The organism is Streptomyces sp. NBC_00690, from assembly GCF_036226685.1.
In the GTDB taxonomy this organism is placed as follows: domain Bacteria; phylum Actinomycetota; class Actinomycetes; order Streptomycetales; family Streptomycetaceae; genus Streptomyces.
Genome location: NZ_CP109009.1, coordinates 783,595 through 807,579, shown reverse-complemented (window position 1 = coordinate 807,579; position 23,985 = coordinate 783,595). Strand labels below are relative to the sequence as shown.

The window sequence follows — 23,985 nt, the reverse complement described above, 5'->3', positions numbered from 1 at the left end:
GCGCAGTTCGCAGACCAGGGCTTCGGCCTCGGTGGGTACCTAGTGCGGTGAGACATGAGGCCACCGGGGTCTGTCCACAAGCGCGTCCAGCCCGCCGCCGTGATACCGATCGACCCGGGAGTACATGGACTGCCGAGAGGTACCGGCCTGGCGGGCCAGCTGCGCGACCGGTGCCCCATCCAGCACCTGGAGCACCGCGCGATACCGGTGCTTGGGCATCCATCGCCGGTCGTCCACCGGCCCTTCCTCGTGCTCGTCAGCCACACCGAATTCAATGAGCAGCGACCGTCCAGGTGTGCCGGAACCGTCAAGCATCAACCGGGACAGAACTGTCCAACAACCCGTGGGACTTCACGTGGTCAGTTCGGGACAGGCGATCGCTTCCTTTCGTTGTCTGCCACTGGCCGGGAGGTTGGCTTTGTGCACAGGAGCGCTCGACGCGTGCGGTCAGGACGTACGGCCCGGGCTCGCCGAGTAGGGGCGCGAACCTCTACCTGGCCGCCCGGCCCGTACGTACAACGCACGCACGGGTCTTGGGACAACGGCGACTCCCGCCGCGGTCCGCAAGGCCCGTCTGTGCTCGCAGAGTGAGGACGTGCCGGTCGCCGTCGTTCTCACAGGTAGTGGGCACTGCGCCGACGTTCTGGTTTCGCAGCTCGGCGGTTTGGTCACCGAGGGAACGGTGATCCTCGAAGCTCTGTCGTAGCACGGTCTCTCATGGCCTGGATCCGACGCTCGTCTCCCCTCTACTGGGAGGAGATCTGTTCGCGGAGTATTGACGGTGAAGATTCCTTGTACGTGAGACCTCCGGTGTGGTGATGCTGTCCGGGGACGCAGGTCGCCCGGCTCACCGGGCAGCCGGGGCTGCGGGGGAGCGGGTGCTCTGTTTCGGTTGCGACACGCGTGCTACCAAGAACAGGGAGAGCCCACAGGCGGCGACCAGGATCCAGCCTGGGCGGGCTGCGTCCGGCAGGCCATCGGGGCCAGTACCGGCGACCAGGCCGCCGGCGATGGCGATACCGAGCGCTGAGCCGAACTGGCGGGCAGTGGAGGTGACCGCCCCGGCCACACCTGCCCGATCGGGAGGCAGCCCGCCCACAGCAGTGTTCGTCAGCGGTGTGTTCGCGAAGCCGAAGCCGATACCGATCAGCAGATAGGCCGCCGCGAGCCAGAACATGCTCGTGGTCTCGTCGACACCGACCAGAAAGAGTCCACCAGCCGTGGTGAAGCCACCTGCCCACAGCAGCGGTGGCTGCGGGCCGAGCCGTCCGGTCAGACGGCCCGACCATGGCGCGCAGACGGTTGCCCCGAAAGCCATCGGAAGGGTCGCCACACCGGCGTGAAGGGGATCGAACCCGCGCGTCTGCTGAAGGTAGAAGGTACTGAGCAGCAACGTGGTGTTCAGGGCGGTGAAGACCGCCGCGGCGCCCAGGACGGCGCCACTGAAGGCGGGGCGCCGGAAGAGGGCTAGGTCGATGAGCGGCTCGCTCCGGCGGGATTCGACCCAGACGAAGCCAGCCGCAGACGCGGCGACGAGTGCGTAGGCGACCAGTACAGGGGGCGAGGCCCAGCCCCTGTGTGGTCCTTCGATGAGAACACCGACCGAGACCCCGATGACCACAGTCAACAGAGCTTGTCCCGGTAGGTCGAGCCGCCGTGCCCGTGGCGCCCTCGACTCCGGTACGAACACGGCGGTGAGCACCAGGGCGGCCACGATGATCGGTCCGTTGATCCAGAACACCGACCGCCACCCCCATCCGGCGATCAGCGCACCACCCACGACAGGTCCCACTGCCATGCTCAACCCGAAAACAGATGCCCAGACACCGATCGCCCGCGCCCGCTCCCGCGGGTCGGGCATCGCGTTGACCACGATCGCCAGCGCTACGGGACTGAGCATCGACGCGCCGATCCCCTGCATCGCACGGGCCGCGACCAGCACGCCCACGGACGGCGCGATCGCGCAGAGCAGCGACGCCGCACCGAAGACGGCCAACCCGACTCGGAACACCCGGCGACGGCCGAACCGATCCGCCAACGCACCCGACGTGATCAGAAGACTTGCCAACACAAGCGTGTAGGCGTCCACGGTCCATTCGAGGCCACGCGTCCCGACGTCCAGCCCGCTCCCAATAGCCGGCAGGCTCACGTTGACAATGGTGGTGTCCAGGCCCACCAGGAACATGCTCATGCAGCAGACCGCCAGCACCATCCAACGTCTGCCCACACTCAAGACGGAACCAACAGACTGCGTTGATGCGATCACGGCGTACCTTCCCCCTAGGAGTTCACCAGCCCGGCAAGACTCAGTCCTCACCGCAGGTGCACGCCAATCGCGTTGCGAACTCAGCAACAACCGGCACTGAGGGTGAAGCCGGGGACGCGGCGCGACTCCTGAACGCCCTATGGCCAACGAAGTCGAGAGGACGATCAACGCCTTGAGAACTTCCGGCCTGTGGCCACGAGGTTCGATAAGCGCGCCTACGTCTTCCACGGAGCCGATCCGCCGCCGGCTGAATGCCCCGACGCGCACGCGGTTGATCGGCCCGTTCTACGACCCCCTGGATGATGCGGCCCACCACATGTCGGGCGGGTCACTCGCGAGCTGGTTCGACGTCGTCGTCCACATGCAAGAGGTGACACCGTCCCGGCCCTTGCTCTGAAGGCTGCCCGGTGAAGCATTCCGCAGACGCCGGCTCCGCCACGCAGATATGCACTGATCCGCCGGACAGCGACTGAAGGGCATCACTTCTCGGGTATTCCCGGCGGTGGGTGGGCGTGGTTGAGTTGCTCCTGGACTTGAGCGTTCACCGAGGGGTGCGCGTCATCGCTGTCCACGCCCAGGCTCGCGAGCAGGCGCAGCCCGTCCTCGGCGGGGCTGCCGGGGGCCGCGGACAGTACCACCAGCTCCATGCTTGATTCGTCCGGTAGTGCGAAGTTCTCCTGGTGCAGTTCCAGCAGTCCCACCAGCGGGTGCCGGTACGCCTTGCGTCCATGGGTGCGGGCGCGCACGTCCGCGCGGGCCCAGAGATGGCGAAAGCGTTCACTGGCCATCGCCAGCTCGCCGATGAGCGAGGCCAGGCGGGGGTCCTCGGGGTATTTGCCGGCGGCCAGGCGCAGGTGCCCGACCACGTCGAGAGTGCATTTCCCCCAGTCCGCGTAGAGGCCACGCTCGGCCTCCTCAAGGAAGATGTGCCGGGCGGTGTTCAGGCCCGGCATCGGCCGGCCGAAGAGGAGCCCGGCTAGGCGGTTCCCGGCGAGTACGTCCAGGCGGTGGTCCATGATCAGCGCAGGTGCGTCGGCGATCAGGTCGAGAATGCGCAACAGCTCCGGCCGGACCCGCCCGCCCGGCGCCTTCGCGCGGCGGCGGCGCTGCCGCGCGAGCCGGTAGAGGTGCCCGCGTTCGGTCTCGTCGAGACCGAGGACGCGGGCAAGCGCGTCGAGGATCTGCTCGGAAGGCTGGGTCGCGCGGCCCTGCTCCAGGCGTATGTAGTAGTCGACGCTGACTCCGGACAGGTGCGCGACCTCCTCGCGGCGCAGCCCTTCGACCCGGCGGCGGCTGTCGGTAGGGATGCCGATAGCCGCCGGGTCGACTCGGGAACGCCGCGTTCGCAGGAAGCTCGCAAGATCGTCCATGCGCCCAGTATGAGCGCGTTGAGGCACTTGAGGGTGGTCCTGCCGATACCAGGAAGTCCCGTCCGATGGAAGAGGCGCCCCTGTACGACGCGGCCTCGGGGGCCGAACATCCATGGCACCACACCTCGTTGAAGGGAACACCCATGAAGACGCTCATCGTCTACGCCCACCCCGAGCCACGTTCGCTGAACGGCTCACTGAAGGACCTCGCCGTGTCCACTCTCCAAGCAGCCGGGCACGAGGTGCGGGTCAGCGACCTGTACGCCATGAACTGGAAGGCCGTGGTGGACGCGGCGGACTTCGGCGACCACGCCACCAGCCCACTGCGGGTGATACCGAGTTCGGCCGGGGCGTACGACGCAGTCGCGCTCACGCCCGACGTGGTGGCCGAGCAGGAGAAGCTGCTGTGGGCCGACACGGTGGTCTTCCAGTTTCCGATGTGGTGGTACACGATGCCGGCGATCCTCAAAGGCTGGGTGGACCGGGTGTTCTCCTTCCACTTCGCGTACGGCGTCGGAGTACACGACGAGACCCGGTACGGCGAGCGATTCGGTGAGGGGACGCTGCAGGGGCGGCGGGCAATTCTGTCGGTGACCGTCGGGGGCCCGGAGTCCCACTACACCGATCGCGGAATCAACGGCCCGATCGAGGACCTGCTGTTCCCGATCCACCACGGAATCCTGTACTACCCGGGGGTCGAGGTGCTGCCACCGTTCGTGCTGTACGGCACCGACCGGATGACCGACGCGGACTACCCGGACGTCGCCAAGGCGTGGGAGCAGCGCCTGCTCACCTTGGAGTCGACCGAGCCGATCGCGTTCCGACGTCAGAACTTCGGTGACTACGAGATCCCGTCGTTGCGGTTGAAAGAGGGCCTGGAAGCGCCGGGTCGCAAGGGTTTCGGCCTGCACGTGCGCGGCTAGCGGGTGTCCATGAACGTTCGCCGGGTTCGGGGGACCGGGTGGTCGGTGTTCGCAGTGTTGGTTCTGTCAGCCTCACTCTCGATGGCAACGTGATCGCTGTTGAGGGTGAGGGTGTGGATGGCAGAGCCGGTCAGGGCACGGCGGTTGACCGATGAAGAGGGGCAGAAGCTGCAGCGGTCGTCCGGCGCGGCGGGCACGAGTCGGTGCCCGCCCACCTGCCGGGCCGGACGCTAGTGGAGGCGACAGCGATGACGCAGATGATCCACGCGCCCACCGCCCCGTCGTGGCCGCTTCGGCTTGCCGCCATCACCGCCCTTGCAATCGCGCTCACGGTCCGAGTCCTGCCCGGCCCGGGTCGAGGGGGTGCGTGTCACCGACGTCCGCGTGCTGGGGCGTGGTGGTGGGGGGAACACCGGATCGTGCGGGTCTGGTAGTTGCCGAGGCCGCCGGGGGTGATGCTGCGGACGGTCTGGCCGAAGCCGTCCATGAGGGGTCAGTCCCCTGAAGTTGCCCTGGCCGGCGCGGACGGGCAGAAACTGGGGGGCGCTGGCGATCGGTACTACCAACTCCACGGGGGTCCAGGTCCAGTCCGTAGAAATGGGCCTGGGGTTCGGCCTGGAGTTCGAAGGATATGAGGGCATGAACCTCACCGAGAGCGGTGTCTGGTTCACCGGCCGCTGACCTGACCAGTGCAGCACAAGGAGTGTCATTCGTGATTCCAGTCGCGATCGGTACTGTCGCAGCAACCGTAGGATTTCTCCTTCTCGCCGACCTCAAAGGCGCAGCGACGAAGGTGTACACGTTCTACGCCGACTTCATGCCCGTCGGAAGGTCCACGGTCAACTCCATCCCCTGCTGCAGGCGAATGAGCTAAAACTTAGAACGATCTATTACCTCGGCAAGTGGGAGTTACTTGAACCCACATCGCCATTCGGAAGGTTCTTTATGTGGACCGCTATGCTCGCTGTTGAGGGCGGGGGTGCATCTTTCGGACGCCAACCCCTATTCGATTGTCTTCTCTCTTCTCTTCGGTGGCATCGGGTTTTTCCTTGCGTTCAACATTAGAGGGTTGTGGTCGCTGTCGGTGGTGATCCAGTGCTCGTACAGCGCGTGGTCCGGCCGGAGGTTCGCGGCGACGATTTCCCACATCATTTCGTCGCTGCCGCCGCCGAGGCGGGTGACTTTGGTGTCGCGCCAGAGTCGTTCTATCGGTGAGTGGTCTGCGGTGTATCCGCGGCCTCCGAAGATGTGGGCGCATTCGCTGGTGGTGTGTTCCGCGAGGCGGCTCGCTGTGGCTTTGAGTGCGGCGATGTCGGCTGCTGACAGTGGGCCTCCGGCGGAGATCTCGCTGACAGTCGCGTACAGGGCTCGTTGGGTGAGGTGTACCTGGGAGTGGAGTTCCGCGATGCGGAGGCGCAGTGCCTGGTGCCGGTAGAGGGAGGTGCCGAACTGCTTGCGTCGTTTCATGTGGGTGAGGGTGAGTCGTATGGCGAGTTCTGCGGTTCCGAGGGCTTGGGCTGCGAGGGCGAGTCTTTCGTAGCGGAGGCCCTGAGCGATTGCGCCAAGTCCGTGGCCTGGGCGAACCAAGACGGCTTCGTCAGGGATGAGGGCGTCGACGGTGAGCTGGACGGTTTCCAGGCTTCGCATTCCGGAGGTTTTCCAGCGTGTGCGAAGGGTGAGGTCCTGGTGGGGGACGATGGCGATGGCTGGGCCTTGTTCTGCGCGGCATAGGACGAGGGCGTAGTCCGCGCTGGCTCCGGGGGAGACGATCCATTTGGTGCCGTGTACGCGCCATCGGTTGCCTTCGGCGGTGAGTTCAGTGGTGACTGCGGCCAGGTTTGATCCGACCAGTTCCTCTGAGGTGGCGACACAGAAGAGGCTTGTTCCCTCCAGTGCTTGGGTGAGGACGTTCTTGGTGTAGGCGGTGGTGCTGTGTTTGCGGAGGAGGGAGGTGGCTGCTTCGAGATGGAGGCCGATGCCGACGCCGATGCCTCCGAGTCCGGCTCGCCCCATTTCCTCGGACAGGGGAACGGAGCGTCCCAGGTCGCCGTGGGGGCCGCCGGCCCAGCGTTCGTTGGAGATCCCTTCGCTGCCGAGTGAGGTGATGGCTGGGCGGGGGAAGCGCCGGTTGGATTCGCTGGCGGGGAGGAGGGGGGCGACTTGGCGGTCGAGGAGGGTGCGGACGCGCTGGCGGAACGCGGCGATGTTCGGGGTTTGTGGTGCTGAATGCCATGTGGGCGCCGAGGTCGGTGGGTGGGGGGTTCGCTGGGTTGCGGGACATGGCGATCGCGGTCGCTCTCGGTTGGCGGGGTAGCGGTCGGCGCTGGGGCTTGTTGGGCTGTGGGCGGGGTGTGGTCATGTGCCAAGGGTGGGCGCGTTGTCGGCCAACGTCAGGAGTTGGGCCAACGTCAACTCTGGCGGTGTGTCGATGTCTTCGAGGTCGATGCCCCAGTCGTCTTGGAGGGCCATGGTTAGTTCGACGATCGCCAGGGAGTCCAGTTCGAGGTCGGCCAGGGTCGCGTCGGGTGGATGGTGGCGGGTGCGACGCTGAGCTTCTGAGAGGAGCTAACACAATGCCTGGACTCGTCTGTAGGTGATCACGCAGCAGGCGAGTTTCAGGAACGCTTCGTGGATGTCGTCGCGGATGTCCCAGCGGATCCGTAGCCGTCGGAAGCCATGAATCCAAGCGTTCGTGCGCTCGACGACCCACCGAACAGTGCCTAGGCCGGAGCCGTGGGGCACGCCCCGGCGAGCGATGACTGGTTTGATGCCGCGCTTCCACAGCAGTCGGCGGTACTTGTCGTAGTCGTAGCCTCGGTCGGCGAACAGCTGCCGGGGACGGTGGCGTGGCCGGCCGGTGGTCCCGCGGATGCGGGGGATCGCGTCGAGTAGGGGCAGTAGCTGGGTGACGTCGTGGCGGTTTCCGCCGGTCAGGGTGATGGCAAGCGGTGTGCCGACGGCATCGGTGATGATGTGGTGCTTCGAGCCGGGCCGGGCGCGGTCGACCGGGCTCGGCCCGGTTTTGGGCCGCCCCGACGGGCTTGGCGGTGCGAGCCGTCGATCACCGCCCGGGACCAGTCCAGCTTCCCCGCGCGATGCAGTTCGGTGAGAAGCAGCTGGTGCAGCCGGTCCCAGACACCGGCCTCGTGCCAGTCCCGCAGCCTCCGCCAGCACGTCATTCCGGAGCCGAACCCGAGCTCCTGCGGCAGCCACTCCCACTGGATCCCGGTGTGCAGCACGAACAAGATGCCCTGCAGGCAACCGCGGTCATCAAGCGGCAGCCGCCCCGGGTTGCACGACCGGCGCTGCCTGACCGGCAGCAGCGGCTCGACCCGCATCCACAGGTCGTCCGACACCACCCACGGCGGACCATTCCCCTTCCCCATACCCCGCCCAACGATCCGCCAGGGGAAGAGGACATGGCTTCCACCACAGCTTTCTGTTAGCTCCTCTGAGTGAGCAGGGTTGTCAGGTGTGTGTAGCGGGCGGTCACGGGGTGTCCTCGTGGTGGGTGCGGGGTGGTTGGGAGTGTGGTCGGGCGTCGGGGAAGAGCATGGTGTGGGCGCCCCACGCGAGGCCGGCGCCGAAGCCGGTGAGCAGTGTGCGCGCTCCGGGTTTGACGGATCGGGTATCGGCGGCGTCGGCGATGGCCAGGGGGATGGAGGCTGCGGCGGTGTTGCCCAGTTGGCGTAGGTTGCCGTGGCGTCTGGGTTGGGGAATCTGGAGGCGGTCGGCGACGGCGTTGATGATGCGTTGGTTGGCCTGGTGGCTGATGTATGCCTCGACGTCGTTGGTGGTCCAGCCGGTTTGGGCGAGGGTGTGGAGGGCTGAGGCGGTCATGCGTCGGACGGCCTGGGTGAAGACCGCGCTGCCGTTCATGCGCAGGTAGTGGTCCCGTGGAGCGGCTGTTGGGGCGGGGAAGGGGAGGCGTGAGCCTCCTGCGGGCACGTGGGCGAATTCCGCGCGTGCGCCGTCGCTGCCCAGGGTGGAGGTGAGAAGTGCGCCTGGTTCGTCGTCTGTTCCGGGGCGCAGGAGGGCGGCTGCAGCGCCGTCGCCGAAGAGGATGGCGGTGTCGCGGTCGTGTGGGTCGATGAGGGTGGTGGTGTAGGTTTCGGCGCCGATGATCAGGGGGTGGGTGTAGATGCCTGCGGTGATCAGTGCTTTTGCGCAGGTCAGTGCGTAGACGAATCCGGCGCAGGCGGCGGAGAGGTCGAGGGCCGGTACGCCGCCGAGGCCGATGCGGTGGGCGACTGCGGGTGCGGTGGCGGGGCAGCGGTGGTCCGGGGTGGTGGTGGCGAGGAGGACGATGTCGGGGGTGATCGTGGGGCCTGCTTGTTCCGCGGCGGAGTGGAGGGCCGCTGTTCCGGCCGCGCTCGCCAGGTCGCCGGTGCTGGTGTGTGTGTCGGCCATGCGTCGGGCTTGGATTCCGGTGCGTTCGAGTATCCATCGCGGGTCGGAGTCCAGGTTGTTGTCGTGGATGAGTTGGTCGTTCGTGACGCTTCGGTCGGGAAGGCTGGTGCCTAGCCCGCACAGGACGGCGGTCGGTGTGGGCATGGGTGTTCTCCTCCAGGGACGGGAGTGTGGTGGGGGAGGGGTGGCCAGGTGAGTGTGGTGGCGGCCCAGGTGAGTCCTGCGCCGAATGCGGTGAGAAGGGCGCGGTCGCCGGGTTTGATGAGCCCGTGAGCCGCGTCTTGTGCCAGCAGGATGGGGATGGAAGCGGCGGAGGTGTTACCGATGTGCCGGAGGTTGGTCGCCATGCGGTAGGGCGGGACGCCGAGTTTGCGTGTGACGGCGGTGAGGATGTGTGCGTTGGCTTGGTGGGCGAAGACGCGGTCCACATCGCCGAGTTGCCATCCGGCCGCGGTGAGCGCTTGGTGGGTCACGGCGGCCATGTGTTTGACCGCCTGTCTGAATACCTCGGGACCGGATACCGACAGGAAGCGTGATCCGGGCCCGCTTCCGGGCGTCGTGGCCGAGGGTTGTCGAGATCCTCCCGCGGCCACGGCGATCAGGTCCCCGCCGGTGCCGTCGCTCCCGAGGATGACCGGGCCGATCGCGCCGAGTTCGTCGGCAGTGCCTGCCCTGAGGACCATCGCCCCTGCGCCGTCGGCGAAGATCGCCGAGGTCGCTCTGTCCTGAGGATCCAGGATGGAGGTCAGTGTCTCGGCACCGATGACCAGGACCTTTCCGGCTTGGCCGATGGCGATCAGGCCCTGAGCTATGGCAAGGGAGTAGAGGAATCCGCTGCATGCTGCACCGACGTCGAATGCGGCGATCTGCGCCTGGTCGAGGCGGGTGGCGACCTCGGGTGCGGTGGCCGGGCAGATACGGTTGGGGGTGGCGGTGGCGACGATGACGGCGTCGACACGACGGGTGCCGGCTGACATGAGGGCTTTGCGCCCTGCTTCGACCGCGAGGTCGGCGGTGGCCATGCCTGGCGGCGTCACATGTCGTTCGATGATCCCGGTGCGGCTGTGCAGCCACTCGGCGGTGGCGCCGACTCGGTGGCCGAGTTCCTCGTTGGTGAGAACCGGGGGCGGCAGCCAGTATCCCGCTCCCGCGATCACCGCGGCCCGCGCCGCCTGTGGTGTCATCGGTCCCCCGGTTGGCGGGAGTAGTGCCAGTAGTCGCTGGCGGAGGGGTCCCATCTGCGGTGCAGCGGGTCGGTGACCATGCGTACCAGCAGGCTGAACGGTGTGAACAGCAGGAAGTAGACGGGCCGTAGGACCAGACCCCACATGTGCTGGACCTCGTTGTGTCTGTGACAGCAGGCGCTCTTGGTGGGTGGGTCCGGTCAGTCCAGTGGGATCTCCTCGCGCCAGTCCCGCGATTCCCGCCACTTCGGTTGACGGTCCTTGCGTAGGAGGTACGGACCGAGCGCGAGTAGGTCGATGTCGGTGCGCATGAAGCAGGCGTAGGCGTCTTGCGGGGAAAGGACGATCGGCTCCCCACGCACGTTGAAGGAGGTGTTGACCAGCACCGGACATCCCGTGAGCCGCTTGAAGGCAGTTAGCAGGCGGTGGAAGTCCGGATGGATGTGCTCGTCGACGGTCTGCACCCGGGCCGACAGGTCCACGTGGGTGACTGCGGGAATGGTTGACCGGGGCACCTGGAGCAGATCCAGCCCCTTCGCCTCGGTGACGGCGCCCCCGGCCAACTGCTGGGCCTGTGCGACGTCGGCGACCATGAGCATGTACGGGCTCTGCTGGTCGAGGTCGAAGTAGTCCCCGGCGTCCTCGGCCAGCACCGCCGGCGCGAACGGTCGGAACGACTCCCGGAATTTGATCTTGAGGGCCACCCCCATCGCCCCCTGGCGCGGTCACCGGAGCCGAACTCACCCTGCCGCGCCTCCCCTACGCCCTCGACAGCCGCGTCGCCCGTCTGCTTGAGCGCCCATTGAGCAGCATCCTGAACCACTGGCTGGTCCGCGACGGCAAACGCGATCTGCCGGTCTTCCACCACAAACAGCACGTACGCCACCCAAAGCTCAACAGCGCGGACGGCGGCATAGGCGCGTTCCGCCGATGGGCCCAGTAGTTCTACCCAACCCCCGCCACACCCACCGACCCCGCCGATAGCGAGAGCGAGGTGCACAACTACCAGCGATGAGCCGCAGCTCAGTCAGGTCAGGGGTGGCTGGCCTGGGGCAGCTTTCGGTGTCACCTACCCGACAGGTGGAAGTACGTTCTCCGCCATGGCCCTCCGGCGCACACCACGGCTCGTCAGCCGGGACGGCACCGTCCTGCACCATGCAGTCGACGGCCACCCGCATGAGGGCCGCTGTCTCCACCGGCACGTCCCGCACCCCGAACACCGCCTCCAGCGGCGCCATGCCCGCCCGCTTCGCCTCGCCTCGCCCAGGGACGCGACATCCACCCTCTCCAGCAGGGCCAAAGCCTTGTCGCCCAGCCCCGTGTACTGCCACCACACCACCGACCCCAACTCCTCGTCCAACTCCTTGAGGATCGCCGGGTCGTCCTGCCCCGCCCTGGCGTTGTGCGAGAGCTGAAGTGCGATCTGCCACTGCCGGGGCAACGGCCCGTCCAACTGCATCCACCACATGAGGGAGTGCGCGTCCAGTAGCGGGTCGCGTTGACGGGGGTAGGAGGGCGGTGGTGTGGGGCGAGGTGCCGTCGATGAGGCTCAGGAGGAATGCGGCCATGCCTGCGTCGAGTGGACCCCGGCCGGGCGGCCCTCATGCTGCATGTGTTCAAGGTGGCCGAGACCTTCCCGCCCGTGATCTTGCCCTTCGGGTGACTGCTGCTCACGTGGCTGGTGACCTGTGCCGGTGACGGGGCACCCGCCTCTGGAGTATGTGAGGGCCACGCCGCCGCCGGTCAGATCGAACCGGATACTACGGTCGATCGCGCTCTTCAACTCCTCGACGGAGTCGGTGATCTCGCGGAATAGTTCGTCGATCTCGCTTGGGGGTTGGCGCGGAACCCCCTTCGCCCGGCTAGGGCACCCGGAGAGGAAGAGAGCCCGAGAGCCTCGGGCAGGCCCCTCACCACCCACCTGTAGAGCAACTACCACCCAGGAGGTTGGTCAGTCGGTGGAGAGGGCTTCGAGGAGTTCGCCGACTTGTGGGTCGGGGAGGGCGCGGGCGACGTCGGCTTGGGCGACCATGCCGACGAGGCGGCGGCCGTCGATGACCGGCAGCCTGCGCACCTTGTGGGAGATCATGGTGCGCAGGATCTCGTCCGCGTCGTCGGCGGCGCTGATGGTTCCCGTTTCACCCTGCGCCAGCTCACCTGCGGTGGCCTGGGCGGGGTCTTTGCCCTGGGCGAGGATCTTGGTGACGATGTCCCGATCGGTCAGAACCCCTTTCAGGCGGTCTCTTTGTTGGCGCAAGCCTCTGCCTCTGCCAGGTACCGCGCCACCGGTCCCAGGGTCAGCATCCCGCTCGCACCGCCCGCGTGTTCGGTGCGGGCGGCGCGCAGGGCCGTTGCCGCGCGGGCAGCGACCGGGCGCTCGTCGAGGCGGGCGGCGGCGTGGGCGGTCAGGCACCAGAGTGCCTCCTGCATGTGGTCAAGGGGCGGGTCTGGCGTCATGGTCAGGGCGTTACGGGCCTCTTCGTCCTGATGGCGGGCGAGCAGCACCAGGGGGCGCGTCCAGGGGAGATACGGGCCCCAGTCGAGGGCGGGATCGGTGGGCGCGGGGCGGTCGTGCAGGAGGCGTAGGCCCATGAGGGCGAGCGCGAACAGGCCGCGGTGCAGTCCGGGCATGCCCGCTGTCTCGGCGAGGGCGTGCTCGGCGGCGCGATACTGCACCGCGGCCGTGGCGGCGGTCGGCCCGCCCGGTTCGGTGCTGCGGGCGGCGGTGACACGGGCTCGAAACCAGCCGGTGAGCACGGGGACGAGAGGTGCCTCGGCGCTGATGGCGAGTTGCTCGGCGGCCTCGGCGTGTGCGGCCGCGGTGTCGAGGTCGCCGAGAGCTGAGGCGGACTGCAAGCGGATGAGACGGCCGAGCACGCTGAAGTCCGGCAGCTCATGGAGGGCGGCTAGGTCGAGGACCTCGGCTCCGATCATGTCCCGTTGCGCCGCGAGCCCGGGTCGGGTGAAGGACTGGAGGAACACGCCGTTGAGGGCGAACACCAGGAGGGCTGGATCGCCTAGCTCCCGGGCCAGGGCCTCGGCCTCGCGCGCTGCTTGCCCGGCGCGCCTTTGCTCGATTGTGGACAGATCGGCGCTGCGGCTCTCAACCGCGACGGTGGCCAGCAGGCGGGCGCGCAGTTCGGCGGGGCCGTCGGCACCCAGCGCGGTGAGTGTACGTTCGGCCGCCGCGACGACGGCGCGGGACTGCTCGGGGTCGTCGGCCCGGCTCCAAAGGGCGGGCACGTCGTAGGCGCCGATGACGCGGGCGGTCAGGTTGATGTCTCCGGAGCGCTCCGCCGCCCGGACGGCGGCGAGGCGGTCGCGCCGCGAGTGGATGAGGGCGTCACCACCCGCCAGGGCCAGAGTGCGGGCCAGTTCGACGGTGGTGCGCGGGCCGAGTCGTACGCCTGCGGTCCACACGGTGTGTGAGGGCTGGAGGGTCGCAGCTCCGCGGAGAATGTCCGTCTCCAGGTGCCGGAGGTCGGCACCTGGGTCGAGCCCGAGTTGGTCCGCGAGCATTGTGCGGGCGCGGCGGAGGGTGGCCAGTGCGTCCGCCTGACGGCCCGCCCGGTGCAGTGCGCGGGCCAGCAGTCCCCAGGCCGGCTCACGCCAGGGGTGTTCGGTGACGTGGGCGCCCAGTTCGGCGACCAGGGCGGCTCCTGAACCGGAGTCGAGGAGGAGGCGGGCGCGCAGTTCCACCCCCTCCAGCCTCAGCTCCTCCAGCCGGGCCCGTTCGCGCTGCACCCACGCGGAGCCGGTCACGTCGGCGTAGGCGGGGCCGCGCCAGGCCGCGAGGGCCGCGTCGAGGCCGGTCAGCGCACCGGGAGTATGCCGGGCGCGGGCCAGGGCGTCCTCGAACCGGTGGACGTCTACGGTGTCGCGCGGCAGGCGCAGAGCGTAGCCGGGTCCTTCCGTGACGAGGACGCGCGGCGTGGTGCGGGGCGGCCGGCCGGGTTCGATGGCGCGGCGCAGCGCGGCGACGAACGTATGCAACGCACCCAGGGCGCGCGCCGGTGGTTCGGCCCACAGGTCGTCCACGAGGGTGTTGGTGGGGACCATCCGTCCCTCGGCGGCGACAAGCCGGGCGAGTACCTCGCGGTGGCGGGGTCCGCCCAGGTCGACCGGGGTTCCGTCGTCGTGGAGGGCACGCACGGCACCGAGTACGTCGATTCGCATGCCCTCCATCTTGCGTGCCGCAGGTCTGCGGCGTCGCAGCGTACTGATCGGCTGCTGATCGCCGTCACCCACGCTGATTCCGTCACCCCTCGGACCACAGCGTTCGCCGGTCCCTCGACCCCAGAAAGGGGCCCTTCATGACTCTCACCATCCCCGGTTTCGACCACGTCCGTCTGCCCGGCGCTGACGGAGTGGAGCTGGCCGCAGCTGTCGGCGGCCATGGCAGCCCGGTCGTGCTGCTGCACGGCTTTCCCCAGACCCACCTGATGTGGCGGCACGTCGCCGAGCGGCTCGCCGGCGAGCACACGGTGGTCTGTCCCGACCTGCGCGGCTATGGCGCCAGTGACAAGCCGGTGGCCACCGGCCCTGATGTCTACTCCAAGCGCACCATGGCCGCCGATGTCGTCGCCTTGGCGGCGGCGCTCGGCCATGAGCGCTTCGCCATGGTCGGCCACGACCGAGGCGCTCTGGTTGCCTTCCGGGCGGGGCTGGACCATCCCGAGGTCCTCTCGCACCTGGGCATCCTCGACGTCGTACCGACCCTGGACATGTGGAACGTCTTGCACGGTCTCCCAGCGGCGGTCGGCTACCACCTGTTCCTCATGGCGCAGCCACCGGGCCTGCCGGAGACGATGATCGCCAACAGCGCCGATGCCTTCTTCGGCTCCTTCCTCGACGCCTGGGCCAGTAACCCGGCGGCCATGCGGGAACCGGTCCGGTCCGCGTACCTGCGGGCGAGCGCCGCGGCCGTGCCGTCGATCGTCGCGGACTTCCGGGCCTCGGCGGGCATCGACGTCACACACGACCAGGCGGACCAGGACGCCGGTTCCCAGCTGGCCATGCCCGTGACGGTCGTCCAGCAGGACTGGGGCGTGCGACTGGGCTACGACGCCGCCGCGGTCTGGCACGCGTGGGCACCGGACCTCGACCACCGGCTGACCGGCGCGGGGCACTTCATGGCCGAGGAAGCACCCGACGAGATCACCGAGGCGATCCGCGACCTGCTGCTCCGCTGAGCCCTTCATCCGGGCCACGGGAGCGGCGGGCGAGCCCCAGGTTCCGGGTGGCCGGTGAACCGGCCGCCCGTCTGCCTGCGGTCGTGGGCGCTGCCCGGGAAAACGCGGCGCCGTTCACCCCACCGGACACCGAAGCCCCGCGGTTGGACCCGTCGGTCCACCGAGGGTTCCCTGGATCGGTGGGGTTAGGCACTGTTTCTCGGATCTCCTGACGTGCGTCGGGTGTTGGGGTCAGGCTGTTTGTATGGGCCGTGGTGATCTGACGAATGCGGAGTGGGACCAGTTGGAGTCGTTCTTGCCTCCTGGTGGTGCCCGCGGGGGCCGGTGGAGTGACCACCGTCGGGGTGATCAACGGGGTCCTCTACCGGGTCCGGACGGGCGTGCAGTGGAGGGATCTGCCGGAGCGGTTCGGGCCGTGGGAGACCGTCTATAAACGTCATCGCCGCTGGTCAGCGGACGGAACGTGGACGATGCTTTTGTCTCGGATCCAGGCGGCCGAGGACGCCGCGGGCCAGATCGACTGGGATGTGTCCGTCGACTCGACAGCCGTGCGGGCCCACCAGCATGCCGCCGGCGCGAGGAAGACACCGGCGGCCGCAGATCCTCAAAGGGGGAACGTTCGGGGGACGAACCAGGTCGATCCGGTGTTGAGGAAACTGGCGGTCCGGCTCCAGGAGGTGGTCAGATCGGCGAGTGTCTGGGACGTTCCCGCGGCGGATTCACCACCAAAATCCACCTTGCCGCCGACGGGCGATGCCGGCCCCTCGCCCTCGTCCTGACACCCGGACACTACGGTGACGGCCCCCAGTTCGAGCGAGTGCTGGAGCAGGTCTCCGTGCCCCGTCTCGGAGTCGGCAGGCCCCGGAGCCGGCCCGGCCATGTTCTGGCGGACAATGCCTACACCTCTCGGAAGAACCGGCGCTACCTGCGACGACGCGGAATCCGGCACACCATCCCCGAGCGCCTCGACCAGCAGAGACACCGCAAGAGTCGCGGTTCCCGAGGCGGCCGTCCCACCGGCTTCGACCGCGAGCGCTACAAGAAACGCAACACCGTCGAACGAGCCATCAACCGCCTCAAGAGCTTCCGCGCCGTCTCCACACGCTACGAGAAACGCGCCTACATCTACCTCGGCACCATCACCCTCGCAGCCCTCATCATCTGGCTCCGCACATGATCCGAGAAACAGTCCCTAGCGGTCTGCGGCCGGCGCGATGTCACTGGGGCAGGTGGTGGGCACAGGGCTTTGGGATGGCTGGTGAACGTGGAACGCGCACGCAACCAGGCCGGTGCAGATGGTGCCCCGCACCTGTGCGGGGCACCGTGTTGTAGCTGGTCAGGCAGGGGTGATGTTCTCCGCCTGGGGGCCCTTCTGCCCCTGGGTGATGTCGAACTTCACCTTCTGTCCCTCGCTGAGCTCGCGGAAGCCGGAGCTGGCGATGTTCGAGTAGTGAGCGAAGACATCCGGGCCCCCGCCGTCCTGCTCGATGAAGCCGAAGCCCTTTTCCGCGTTGAACCACTTCACAGTGCCGGTAGCCATATGTCCTCCAGGGGACTCGAAGATCGGGACCCGCGTGCTACGGATCCCGGAGGTGATCGCCCTGGCCCTCAGAGACACTGAACAGCAAACACCCCGCGAACTCGCGTACACGGGGACGGTACTTCGGAACCATGACAGCTCCCCCAAACGCTACACGGACAGTCCCCTACCCACCAGCAACCCACACCCCACAACCTCCCGCGAAGGAAGCCCCACCACAGCGCTCCCCTGGCGGTCGCGAAACCCGCCGCAAGCCCACCACACACCCCGGCACACAGCGCCCTTCACAGCGTCGCCCCCGCACCGGGCATCAGCCCGGATCGCGCTGGGTGGGGAAGGCAACAGTGAGGGCGCAGTGCGGTTTCGCGAATGCGGGGCGGCGTTGCTCCCACTGCCGCCACCGCTGATTCTTCGCTTCCCCGCCGCCCGCGTGAGAAGACGGGTTGGTGCCGTGGGTGGGTATCAGCGGATGGGGAATCCGGGCGCCTGGTCACGGGCGTTGTGGCGGGTCGGTTTGGCTGTCCATTTTCTGGCCTGTCGACTAGATGCGATAGGCCCCAGTCCTCGGTTTGCCGTGCTCCCGTGCGTAGGGGGTGAGGGCAATCGTCCCCGTGCCGCGGACCTGGGTATGCGGGCCCAGGTTGAAAGGGCTCACCCCCAGCGCCTGGGCCAACTCAGGAGCCAGGTACGCGGCCCAGTCCTCCCATTGTTCAGCAGGGTCGTCGTCGGCCGACTCCACGCCCGGAGATGAGGCCAGCCCCATCTCCGTTCGCCATGCGGTCTCCTGGAGCAGGGGGTCCCCCAGGGCGAAGCGGGCCTCGTCATCTCCCCAGCAGGCGAAGAAACGGCGCACCACCTGCCCGGCTTCTGCGACAAGCCAACCCGAACCGCCGCCCTGCTCGCCGAAGTAGTACGCCTGCGCTTGGCCATAGCGCCTGCTCAGCTCCACCACCAAGCGCAGGACGTCCCCGGCACGCTCAGAGTCGACGGGGCTGCACCACGGACCGAGCACCAGCGTCCAGCCGTCCACCTGGGGTGTCACGTACACCCGCCCATAGGCAGGGACATCGACGCTGTCGTGGGCGACGACGCTATGCCCCAGCGCGAAGGTGCACTGCCGCTGATCCCAAAGGCTCAGCACCTCCATGATCCCCATCCGATCACCGCCGGGCACGGCTACCCAGGAGAGGGAACAGGTATCCAAGGGGATCGCCTGCTCTCCCAGCACCTTGATCCGGATGAGCCGTTCCACGGCAGCCAGGTCATGCCCGGACAGGGCCTGCTCACCGCCTACCGAAGCCAGCACGGTGAGCGCCCTCGCCCGCAGTACGCCCGGCCCGTCGCGGCGGATCCTCCGCAACGGCTCGATGACGCCCGGCCCGAGCATCGTCAAGACCCACTCCACCCGTTGGGCCACCTCTGGGTGCGGATCAGCCAGGACGGGAATCAGCGCCTCGATCACGGAGTCGAGGTCCTGCCCGGGCTGAGGGGAGCGGCCAAGCGGGACAGCGCGGGCGAACTGGATCCCCACAGCGGCGTAGTTGCGCACATGAGCCGAGGGGTGAGACAGGGCTTCGACGTAGCGTTCGACCGCCCCGAACCCGGTGAACACCCCGCCTATCCGACGTCGTGACTCCTGGTCCATCGCCTGGGCGAGCGCAGTCAGCACCTCGTTGTATGCCGCCAGCCCGATCTTCGTGGTCACAACGAACTCGATCTCCCACGGGCGCACCGGCGACGACTCGCGGAGCAGCTCCCGCAGGAGAGGCTGAACGGCGGCCTGCCCCATAGCTGCCAGGACGTCTCGCGCTGCTTCCCGCATCCCTCGATCCGCAAGATCCTCAATCGCCTTCACATCATCCACCCCTGCGCGGAACAGCAGTTTGGTGATCAAGTCTGAGATTGTCCATCCGACAACGATCCGGCTGCACAGCATCTCTCGGACGCGCCTCCTACCACCGTGCCTACGCTGCGCCCCGGGTCGGCACGAAGCTGCGCTGGGACCTGGCCGCCGACGAGCTGAGCAGCAGGGGCCCTTCAGCGGGGGTGTCCGGCGCGTGGTCTTTCGCTAGGTGCGCTCGGGAATCCGTGAACGTGCGCCGCTTGCCAGGACGGCGGGTTTGGCGAGGGTGGGTCCGAAGCGGGCGCGCACGCGGTCTACGGCGGCTTCGAGGTGCAGTGCGCGGTCGTCGGCTGGGTCGAGGGACAGTTGCAGGGGTGTTGTGGTGGGGAGGGTGAGGGTGCGGACGCGGGCGCGTTGCAGGCCGAGGGTGGCGAGGAGGCCCAGGCCGTTGGTGATCAGCGTCGGGCCGTGGTGGGAGGGCTGGGGCAGGGTTCGGGAGCGGGTGGTGGTGTTCTGGTCGGCGTAGCGGGCGGTGATCGTCAGGGTGCTGGCCGTCTCGTCGTTTCTGCGGAGGCGGTGGGTGATCTGGTCGGCGAGTGCGGTGAGCGCGCGGTGGTATGCGCGCGGGTCGAGTTCGTCGGTGGGGAAGCGGTGGCCGGCCCTCAGGCGAGGAGGGCGGTGAGGGCTGCGGTCATGGCGGCGGCGAGGGTGAGGACGCCGGCGAAGGCGACACCGGCACGGGTGAGGGCGGCGGGGTAGGTGGCGCCGTCCATGCGGGCGAGCTTGCCCGCGCCGGCGGCGGCCAGGACCGCGACGACGGTCACGATGGCGATGGTGAGAAGGACGACGGCGACGGTCACGGCTGACTCCCGGCAGCGGTAGGGGTACTGATGTGGTCGAAGCTCGCGGAAGGGGTGCCGCCGGGGTTCGCCGGGCCGAAGATGGACACCGGCGAACACACGGCACCCGGGGGCGGAAACAGATGTACGACGAGCCAGGCGGCGGCGAGGCGCACACCGAACTGCGGAGGAGGCTCAACGGCGGGCTGGCCCGTATGCGTCTGAACAAGACCGAGTTGGCCCGGCGGGCGGGCTGGGGCGTACCACGGTCTCGGAAGCGTTCCGAGATGGCGGGCTCGTGCCCTCTGCAAAGACGGTGCAGGCCCTTGCCACGGCCCTTCGGCTGCCCGCCGACGAACTGCTGGAGCTGCGGTGGACTGCGGACGCGGCCAGGACTGAAGAGGGGCCGGGGCGCCCGGTCAAGGAGTGGGAGCCGCACGATCTGGAGGTCCACCCCGCCGGGTACAGCACGCTGGCCCCCGACTCCACCGGGGCCGGTATGCGGGTCCTGCCCGGTTATGTGCGGCGGGCGCACGGCCAAGTGCTGGAGAGCGCCGCACGGGACGCCGCAGCCGGCCGCAGCGGGATCGTGGTCCTGGTGGGGAGTTCGTCGACGGGGGAGACGAGGGCGTGCTGGGAGGCCGTGCAGCCCCTCGCGGGGCACGGGTGGCAGCTTTGGCACCCCTTCGACCCGACCCGGCCGAGGCCGCCTTGGACGAACTGCACCGGGTCCGGCCGCGAACGGTCGTGTGGCTGAACGAAGCCCAGCCCGACCCACAGGTGGGAGAGCGGATCGCAGCCGCCGTCCACAGCATCCTGACCACGGCAGAGCGGAGTCCGGTACTGATACTGGGCACCCTGTGGCCGGAGTACGCCACCCGGTACACCGCCCTGCCCTTACCAGGTCAGGCAGATTCCCACAGCCGGGTCCGGGAACTCCTCGCCGGCCGCATCCTGGCTGTCCCCGAAGCCTTCGACCCTGCGGCCCTCGCCGCCGCCGAATCCCTCGCGCACAAGGGCGACGGACTGCTGGCCGAAGCCCTGTAACGGGGCCGGGCCGACGGGCGGGTCGCCCAAGACCTCGCCGGAGCACCCGAACTCCTCAACCGCTACCACCACGGCACCCCGCCAACCCGCGCCCTGCTCGAAGCCGCAATGGACGCCCGCCGCCTCGGAGCCGGTCTCCACCTCCCGCAGACCTTCCTCACCGACGCGGCCACCGACTACCTCACTGACACCGACTGAAGCCGAATCACGGAGGACTGGGCGGAACGGGCCTTCGCCGAACTCGCTGAACCGGTCCACGGCAAGGAAGCCCCCTTGCACCGGGCGAACTTGTGCCCCCAGCGATGCCCACCCGGCGCGCCGAAACCCCCCGCCACCACGCCTCCACAGCATGGGGGCCAGTGTTCCGCCTCGCCGACTACCTCGAACAACACGGCCGCGCCACCCGCGGTCGCCTATGCCTCACCCGCCTCCTTCTGGCACGCTGCCCACACCCACATCACCCACCCCGACGACCTCGAACGTCTCGCCGAAGCGGCCGAGCACCGACACCGCCTCCAATGGGCCCACCACCTCAACCAATACGCCGCCAAACAGGGCAGCGCCCAAGCACTCACCCATGTGGCCTGGAAGCGGGGGAGGGCTGGGGATCGGGAAGGAGCCGAAGCGCTGGCTCGACAGGCAGCGGAGCTAGGCGACATCGAGGCATTGGTCAGCCTCGCTTGGATGCGGGAGGAGGCTGGTGATCGGGAGGGGGCTGAGGCGCTCTATCGGCAGGCCGTGGAGCAAGGCGACACCAATGCCTTCATCAGACTGGCTCGGATGCGGAAGGAGGTTGGGGATCAGGCATGGGCCGAGGCGTATTTGCGAGAGGCCGTCGATCTAGGCGACGTCGAGCGGCACTTTCCAGGGGCGGCCAGGCCGGGTCACCAGGGCCGGGGCACGGGACTAGCGTTGTGCTACGACGGTCCCGTGCCTCCCTTCCGACAAGGTCAACCGACCGACCGGTCCGGCCCGGCACACCGCGCGAGGCATGATGGGGATGAATGACGGAACGCGAGGTCAGGAGCTTCCATGGCGAACCGGGTTCACCGACCCCGTGAGGACGCGGAGTTCAATTTCATCCTTGGGATGAGCGGATTTCCGGTCCTTGCATACTTCACCGGGACATGGGCCAAGGCGATCGAGCCCTGCCGGGTGATGGACCTCGTCGTGGGTGCCATCGCCGACGAGTACACGGGCCGCCTGACGGCCGTCCGCGTCGACATCACGCGTTGTCCGGCCGCAACCGAGCGATACGGAATCACCGGAGCCCCGTCCTGCGTCCTGCTGAAGGAGGGAGAAGCGGTGTCGCACGGCACGGGGCCCATGACCATCACCGAGGTACGGATGTTCCTGGACGGCCACCTCTGAGCGGCCGCTGCGGCTACAGGAGCTGCGCCTCCTGAGACACCTTGGGGGTAGTTCTCCAGCAGGAGCGGTGTGGAAGCGGACATCCGCCGGGCGATCAAGGCGAACAAGCACGTGAACCTCACGATCCCCCGAGCAGAGCGCCTCCGGCCTCCTGGCCCGTGCACCCTCCGCCCGCGCCGAGGTACTGCTGGGCCGTCAGAGGGCGGTTCGTGGGCACTGGACCGTGTCTTGTCTTGAAGGGCGCTCATCAGCGGATACTTCGAAAGGCGCTGTTCGGTGGGGCCACAGGCGATACTCGTCTTGTGGACTGGTCGGAGCGAGCTCGGGCGGCGGAAGCGCTTCAAGATTGGGACGAGGCGATCGCGCTGGTAAGGGCCCACGCCGAATGCTTCTCCGACGATCCAGACATGCACGACAACCATCTGTGGCACATGGATCTGCTGGCCCGAGCGGAACGGATTTCGGAACTTACGGAGCGCGCCCTCACGGATAGCCACGCACGACGAAGACTCAACAGATCGCTTCGAGAGCGGGGTATGGAGGCGGCGCTGTGTGACCGCGCCGAAGACGGCGACCGTGGCGCCCTCTACATCCTTGTTCGACTGATGTGCGAGACGGGTCGGGTGCGAGAAGCGCAGAAGGTAGTTGCGGACATCGCCCCGGAGGACCAGTACGCACGCCAGATTGTGGCCAGCGATTGCTGGACATAGGTGTCCGGCTACGGCTTTCTCGCGAAGTTTCCGGTGCCGGCCTCGGTGAGGATGCCGAGTTTGACCAGGCGTTTCATCTTGGCGCGGGTGCCTTCTACGTTCTTCGGCAACAGTTCGTGGCCAAGGGCTTCGCAGACGTCCTTGGCCCGTAGCGGCCCGGTCGCGTGGTTGAAGGCGTCGAGGATGCGGGGGTAGTCCGGGTGCTCTGGCAGGTCCGGCGCGACAGCCGGAAGCCGGTCGGCGAGGCCGGTGACGGTCTTGCGGGTGATCGCGAGGTGCTCCAGGTGGGTCTCGGCCTCCCGCAACCGGCTCTGCACGTCGTCGATCTGTGCACGGAGGCCGTCGGCCACGGCCCGGGCGGCGTCTTCCTGAAGGTCCAGAGCGTCGAGCAAGGGCTGGATGTTCACGCTGTTACCGCCCGTTCTTCGCGCCAGGTGGGGGTGTTCGTGCCGGTGAGGCGTCGGATCATAACGTGGGTCATCGCCCAGTAGACGCGGGAGGCGGAGGAAGAGGGGCGGTGCTCGTAGTCGCGGACCTGGCGCCGGTGCAGTGTCAGGATCCCGTAGGCCTGCTCGACCCTCCACCGCATCGGCTGCGGCACGAACCCCTTGATCTGCGGGTCGCGTGCGACGATCTCGACATCGACCCCCAGGCCGGCACCGTGCATGACGACCTGGTTCTTGAAGCCTGGTCAACCAGGGCTTTGTGGACGGTGTCGCCGGCGTGCTCGACGACCCGGTCCAGCAGGACGATGCCCGCGGCGTTGTCGTGGGTGTTCGCGGCGAGGACGACGACCGCAATGACCAGGCCGAGGGACATCCACGGCCAAGCCGCGCTTGCGGCCGGACACCCCGCTTGGCCGGATCATGGCCGGTCGTGGAAGCGGGGACCCCAGCGGCCACATGAACACTCTGGGTGTCCAGGACCACCAGGGTCGGGTCCTCTAATGCCGCTGCGAGTTGTCCGTTCCCTCCAGGTTGCAGGCGATCCAGTGGAGCCCTTTCGTCATTCGCTCAGGGCAGACGGATAAAGCTCCGGAAGGGCTTGAAGATCTCTCCCGGGCAAGTCGACCTTTGACACCCCGAAGAACACCTGGTGGCAGCAGACTTGCGTGTTCCCGACCCTGTCACTGAAGGATGAAGAGTTCATGATGAACCGGTCCGATCCTCCCTGTCAGATCCCTTCGCGATGCGTAGATTGGCGCCTTTTTACGTAGGGACTCTGGCCGTTGGCCGGATTCTCTGGCCAGTTGCACGATGGGGCGAGAATGAGCAGGGCGAGTGGGACCGC

At 68.1% G+C, this 23,985-nt stretch carries 24 protein-coding genes and 4 pseudogenes; 9 read left to right on the top strand and 19 right to left on the bottom strand.

The features are described from left to right. Positions 1-39: 39 nt before the first annotated feature. From OID54_RS39140 to OID54_RS03570, 3 genes are all read right to left on the bottom strand, one after another. Complete coding sequence (locus tag OID54_RS39140; protein ID WP_443055751.1) at positions 40-219, bottom strand: helix-turn-helix domain-containing protein; 180 nt, start codon at positions 217-219, stop codon at positions 40-42. Positions 220-847: 628 nt separating this feature from the next. Beyond that, the gene (locus OID54_RS03575) at positions 848-2,191 is read right to left on the bottom strand and encodes an MFS transporter (protein ID WP_443055516.1); all 1,344 of its coding nucleotides are present in this window, start codon (positions 2,189-2,191) and stop codon (positions 848-850) included. A 554-nt stretch (positions 2,192-2,745) separates the two neighbouring features. Beyond that, positions 2,746-3,636: a helix-turn-helix transcriptional regulator gene (locus OID54_RS03570; protein ID WP_329013719.1), complete on the bottom strand. Its 891-nt coding sequence runs from the start codon at positions 3,634-3,636 to the stop codon at positions 2,746-2,748. A gap of 143 nt (positions 3,637-3,779) precedes the next feature. Between OID54_RS03570 and OID54_RS03565 the strand changes: the two genes are divergently transcribed. Beyond that, positions 3,780-4,559 carry an NAD(P)H-dependent oxidoreductase gene (locus OID54_RS03565; protein ID WP_329027251.1) on the top strand — a complete coding sequence of 260 codons (780 nt, stop codon included), beginning with the start codon at positions 3,780-3,782 and terminating at the stop codon, positions 4,557-4,559. A gap of 1,002 nt (positions 4,560-5,561) precedes the next feature. On the opposite strand, the gene OID54_RS03560 is transcribed toward OID54_RS03565, so the two are convergent. The 7 genes and pseudogenes from OID54_RS03560 to OID54_RS03530 all read right to left on the bottom strand — a co-directional run. Continuing rightward, on the bottom strand, positions 5,562-6,764 hold the full coding sequence (locus tag OID54_RS03560; protein ID WP_329027249.1) for an acyl-CoA dehydrogenase family protein: 1,203 nt from the start codon (positions 6,762-6,764) through the stop codon (positions 5,562-5,564). A gap of 150 nt (positions 6,765-6,914) precedes the next feature. Further along, positions 6,915-7,073, bottom strand: a complete 159-nt coding sequence (locus OID54_RS03555) for a hypothetical protein (RefSeq protein WP_329027248.1) — start codon at positions 7,071-7,073, stop codon at positions 6,915-6,917. Between the two features lie 51 nt (positions 7,074-7,124). Further along, positions 7,125-7,945, bottom strand: a protein-coding gene (locus OID54_RS03550; protein WP_329013717.1) for an IS5 family transposase whose coding sequence is annotated in 2 segments (ribosomal slippage) — positions 7,125-7,585 and positions 7,585-7,945 — 822 coding nt in all. Because the reading frame shifts where the segments join, the coding sequence is not laid out codon by codon here. A 103-nt stretch (positions 7,946-8,048) separates the two neighbouring features. Beyond that, positions 8,049-9,113, bottom strand: a complete 1,065-nt coding sequence (locus OID54_RS03545) for a beta-ketoacyl-ACP synthase 3 (RefSeq protein ID WP_329013711.1) — start codon at positions 9,111-9,113, stop codon at positions 8,049-8,051. Next, positions 9,080-10,153 carry a beta-ketoacyl-ACP synthase III gene (locus OID54_RS03540; RefSeq protein WP_329013708.1) on the bottom strand — a complete coding sequence of 358 codons (1,074 nt, stop codon included), beginning with the start codon at positions 10,151-10,153 and terminating at the stop codon, positions 9,080-9,082. The genes OID54_RS03545 and OID54_RS03540 overlap by 34 nt, the downstream gene beginning before the upstream one ends. After that, positions 10,150-10,299, bottom strand: coding sequence for a hypothetical protein (locus OID54_RS03535; protein WP_329013705.1), 150 nt, complete (start codon positions 10,297-10,299; stop codon positions 10,150-10,152). The genes OID54_RS03540 and OID54_RS03535 overlap by 4 nt, the downstream gene beginning before the upstream one ends. 54 nt (positions 10,300-10,353) lie before the next feature. Continuing rightward, positions 10,354-10,872: pseudogene (locus OID54_RS03530) on the bottom strand (carbamoyltransferase C-terminal domain-containing protein); the annotation flags it as partial. An 83-nt stretch (positions 10,873-10,955) separates the two neighbouring features. Here OID54_RS03530 and OID54_RS03525 point away from each other — a divergent pair. Further along, positions 10,956-11,096 (top strand): hypothetical protein, encoded by a 141-nt coding sequence (locus OID54_RS03525; RefSeq protein WP_329013701.1) that lies wholly within the window; start codon positions 10,956-10,958, stop codon positions 11,094-11,096. 157 nt (positions 11,097-11,253) lie between these two features. Then, complete coding sequence (locus OID54_RS03520) at positions 11,254-11,568, top strand: hypothetical protein (RefSeq protein WP_329013698.1); 315 nt, start codon at positions 11,254-11,256, stop codon at positions 11,566-11,568. Positions 11,569-12,104: 536 nt separating this feature from the next. Here OID54_RS03520 and OID54_RS03515 read toward each other — a convergent pair. Then, positions 12,105-12,395, bottom strand: a pseudogene (locus OID54_RS03515) (CBS domain-containing protein); the annotation flags it as partial. Beyond that, the gene (locus tag OID54_RS03510) at positions 12,386-14,329 is read right to left on the bottom strand and encodes an AfsR/SARP family transcriptional regulator (RefSeq protein WP_329013695.1); all 1,944 of its coding nucleotides are present in this window, start codon (positions 14,327-14,329) and stop codon (positions 12,386-12,388) included. The gene OID54_RS03510 and the pseudogene OID54_RS03515, both read right to left, overlap by 10 nt. Before the next feature lie 137 nt (positions 14,330-14,466). Between OID54_RS03510 and OID54_RS03505 the strand changes: the two genes are divergently transcribed. Both OID54_RS03505 and OID54_RS03500 read left to right on the top strand, forming a co-directional pair. Then, entirely contained in the window at positions 14,467-15,345 is an 879-nt protein-coding gene (locus OID54_RS03505; RefSeq protein WP_329013692.1) for an alpha/beta fold hydrolase, read from the top strand. Positions 15,346-15,589: 244 nt separating this feature from the next. After that, positions 15,590-16,519: pseudogene (locus OID54_RS03500) on the top strand (IS5 family transposase); the annotation flags it as partial. A gap of 162 nt (positions 16,520-16,681) precedes the next feature. Here the strand turns inward: OID54_RS03500 and OID54_RS03495 are convergent. The 4 genes from OID54_RS03495 to OID54_RS03485 form a co-directional block, all read right to left on the bottom strand. Continuing rightward, positions 16,682-16,885 (bottom strand): cold-shock protein, encoded by a 204-nt coding sequence (locus OID54_RS03495; RefSeq protein WP_329013690.1) that lies wholly within the window; start codon positions 16,883-16,885, stop codon positions 16,682-16,684. A 541-nt stretch (positions 16,886-17,426) separates the two neighbouring features. After that, a complete protein-coding gene (locus tag OID54_RS03490; RefSeq protein WP_329013687.1) occupies positions 17,427-18,779 on the bottom strand; it encodes a HEAT repeat domain-containing protein in 1,353 nt (450 codons plus the stop codon). A 174-nt stretch (positions 18,780-18,953) separates the two neighbouring features. Further along, on the bottom strand, positions 18,954-19,394 hold the full coding sequence (locus tag OID54_RS39135; RefSeq protein WP_443055750.1) for a DinB/UmuC family translesion DNA polymerase: 441 nt from the start codon (positions 19,392-19,394) through the stop codon (positions 18,954-18,956). Beyond that, the gene (locus tag OID54_RS03485; RefSeq protein ID WP_329013684.1) at positions 19,391-19,588 is read right to left on the bottom strand and encodes a hypothetical protein; all 198 of its coding nucleotides are present in this window, start codon (positions 19,586-19,588) and stop codon (positions 19,391-19,393) included. Before OID54_RS03485 ends, OID54_RS39135 begins: the two co-directional genes overlap by 4 nt. Positions 19,589-19,865: 277 nt before the next feature. Here OID54_RS03485 and OID54_RS03480 point away from each other — a divergent pair, with 277 nt between their 5' ends. Together OID54_RS03480 and OID54_RS03475 are read left to right on the top strand one after the other, a co-directional pair. Further along, the gene (locus OID54_RS03480; RefSeq protein WP_329013682.1) at positions 19,866-20,324 is read left to right on the top strand and encodes a hypothetical protein; all 459 of its coding nucleotides are present in this window, start codon (positions 19,866-19,868) and stop codon (positions 20,322-20,324) included. Continuing rightward, the gene (locus OID54_RS03475; RefSeq protein ID WP_329013680.1) at positions 20,315-20,614 is read left to right on the top strand and encodes a hypothetical protein; all 300 of its coding nucleotides are present in this window, start codon (positions 20,315-20,317) and stop codon (positions 20,612-20,614) included. The genes OID54_RS03480 and OID54_RS03475 overlap by 10 nt, the downstream gene beginning before the upstream one ends. 420 nt (positions 20,615-21,034) lie before the next feature. On the opposite strand, the gene OID54_RS03470 is transcribed toward OID54_RS03475, so the two are convergent. Next, positions 21,035-21,181 (bottom strand): hypothetical protein, encoded by a 147-nt coding sequence (locus OID54_RS03470; RefSeq protein WP_329013678.1) that lies wholly within the window; start codon positions 21,179-21,181, stop codon positions 21,035-21,037. A gap of 465 nt (positions 21,182-21,646) precedes the next feature. Here OID54_RS03470 and OID54_RS03465 point away from each other — a divergent pair, with 465 nt between their 5' ends. After that, positions 21,647-21,985: a thioredoxin family protein gene (locus tag OID54_RS03465; RefSeq protein WP_329013676.1), complete on the top strand. Its 339-nt coding sequence runs from the start codon at positions 21,647-21,649 to the stop codon at positions 21,983-21,985. A 302-nt stretch (positions 21,986-22,287) separates the two neighbouring features. Next, on the top strand, positions 22,288-22,695 hold the full coding sequence (locus OID54_RS03460) for a hypothetical protein (protein ID WP_329013674.1): 408 nt from the start codon (positions 22,288-22,290) through the stop codon (positions 22,693-22,695). 8 nt (positions 22,696-22,703) lie between these two features. Here OID54_RS03460 and OID54_RS03455 read toward each other — a convergent pair whose 3' ends face one another. Further along, on the bottom strand, positions 22,704-23,102 hold the full coding sequence (locus tag OID54_RS03455) for a hypothetical protein (protein ID WP_329013670.1): 399 nt from the start codon (positions 23,100-23,102) through the stop codon (positions 22,704-22,706). Continuing rightward, positions 23,099-23,642, bottom strand: a pseudogene (locus OID54_RS03450) (transposase); the annotation flags it as partial. The pseudogene OID54_RS03450 and the gene OID54_RS03455, both read right to left, overlap by 4 nt. Between the last annotated feature and the right edge of the window lie 343 nt (positions 23,643-23,985).

Coding starts and splice junctions, on each gene's coding strand:
- OID54_RS39140 (WP_443055751.1), bottom strand. CDS start 219: ATGCCCAAGCACCGGTATCGCGCGGTGCTCCAGGTGCTGGATGGGGCA.
- OID54_RS03575 (WP_443055516.1), bottom strand. CDS start 2,191: ATGAGCATGTTCCTGGTGGGCCTGGACACCACCATTGTCAACGTGAGC.
- OID54_RS03570 (WP_329013719.1), bottom strand. CDS start 3,636: ATGGACGATCTTGCGAGCTTCCTGCGAACGCGGCGTTCCCGAGTCGAC.
- OID54_RS03565 (WP_329027251.1), top strand. CDS start 3,780: ATGAAGACGCTCATCGTCTACGCCCACCCCGAGCCACGTTCGCTGAAC.
- OID54_RS03545 (WP_329013711.1), bottom strand. CDS start 9,113: ATGCCCACACCGACCGCCGTCCTGTGCGGGCTAGGCACCAGCCTTCCC.
- OID54_RS03540 (WP_329013708.1), bottom strand. CDS start 10,153: ATGACACCACAGGCGGCGCGGGCCGCGGTGATCGCGGGAGCGGGATAC.
- OID54_RS03535 (WP_329013705.1), bottom strand. CDS start 10,299: ATGTGGGGTCTGGTCCTACGGCCCGTCTACTTCCTGCTGTTCACACCG.
- OID54_RS03520 (WP_329013698.1), top strand. CDS start 11,254: ATGGCCCTCCGGCGCACACCACGGCTCGTCAGCCGGGACGGCACCGTC.
- OID54_RS03510 (WP_329013695.1), bottom strand. CDS start 14,329: ATGCGAATCGACGTACTCGGTGCCGTGCGTGCCCTCCACGACGACGGA.
- OID54_RS03505 (WP_329013692.1), top strand. CDS start 14,467: ATGACTCTCACCATCCCCGGTTTCGACCACGTCCGTCTGCCCGGCGCT.
- OID54_RS03495 (WP_329013690.1), bottom strand. CDS start 16,885: ATGGCTACCGGCACTGTGAAGTGGTTCAACGCGGAAAAGGGCTTCGGC.
- OID54_RS03465 (WP_329013676.1), top strand. CDS start 21,647: ATGGCGAACCGGGTTCACCGACCCCGTGAGGACGCGGAGTTCAATTTC.